Annotated in this window: 1 pseudogene; it reads right to left on the reverse strand. The window is 66.6% G+C overall.

Annotated elements, in window-relative coordinates:
* Positions 1 to 867, reverse strand: a pseudogene (locus tag BN1800_RS39670) (TolC family protein); the annotation flags it as partial.

Genomic DNA, 867 nt, shown 5'->3' on the forward strand with positions numbered 1-867 from the left:
GTTTCGAAGCCCGTCAGGATTTCGAGGTCGGTGACGTAACGTGTGGCTTCGGTGAGCCCATAGGACCTGGCAGTGGCCTCCAGTTCGAGCTTCGCGACCTGCAGGTCGATTCGGTTTCGGAGTGCTTCGGCCTCGATGGTGTCGCGCCGGACGACGGCCTTGGGTAGCGGTGGCAGGCTGTTGGGAACCTGGTAGTCCAGGTCGGAGCCCCACAGACCCATCAGCCGTGTCAGTTCCTCCTTGGCGAGACGGGCCGCCAGGCGGGCCTTCGCCGTTTCTGCGGCGAGTTCGGCGACGAACACATGTTCGNCTCCTTGGCGAGACGGGCCGCCAGGCGGGCCTTCGCCGTTTCTGCGGCGAGTTCGGCGACGAACACATGTTCGCGGGCCTGGGCGCCCTTGGCCATCGCGCCGGTCTCGCCCAGCTTCTCGGCCAGTTCGGAAGCGGCGTCGGCCGCTGCCTGGGCACGCTGGAGCTGCCCGACGTTTTCCCAGGCCGCCACCGCGCCGATAAAGGCACGCCGCGTGTCGGCGGCGAGCTGGAGGGTCGTCACCGCCGCGGTCAACTGCGCCTGGCGGAAGCGGGTGTCGGCGATCGCCACGTCGCGGTTCTTCGTCGCGAGCGCCAGGATGTTCGTCGTGATCATCCCTTCGATCGTCTTGAACGCCTCGAGTTCCGGCGTCCCTATGCCTGTCGTGCCGATGGAGACGGTCGGGTTGATGAACAGCGTCGACTGCCAGGCGTCGGCCGCGCTGTCGCCGAGATCGGCATACGCCGCTTGCAGACCTTTGTTGTTGAGCAGGGCGATCTGGACGGCGGTTTCGGCGTCGAGTGCCTGCTTGCGGGCAAGAAGCGTCTTGACTTGGG

The organism is Rhizobium sullae (genome assembly GCF_900169785.1).
Lineage (GTDB): Bacteria > Pseudomonadota > Alphaproteobacteria > Rhizobiales > Rhizobiaceae > Rhizobium > Rhizobium sullae.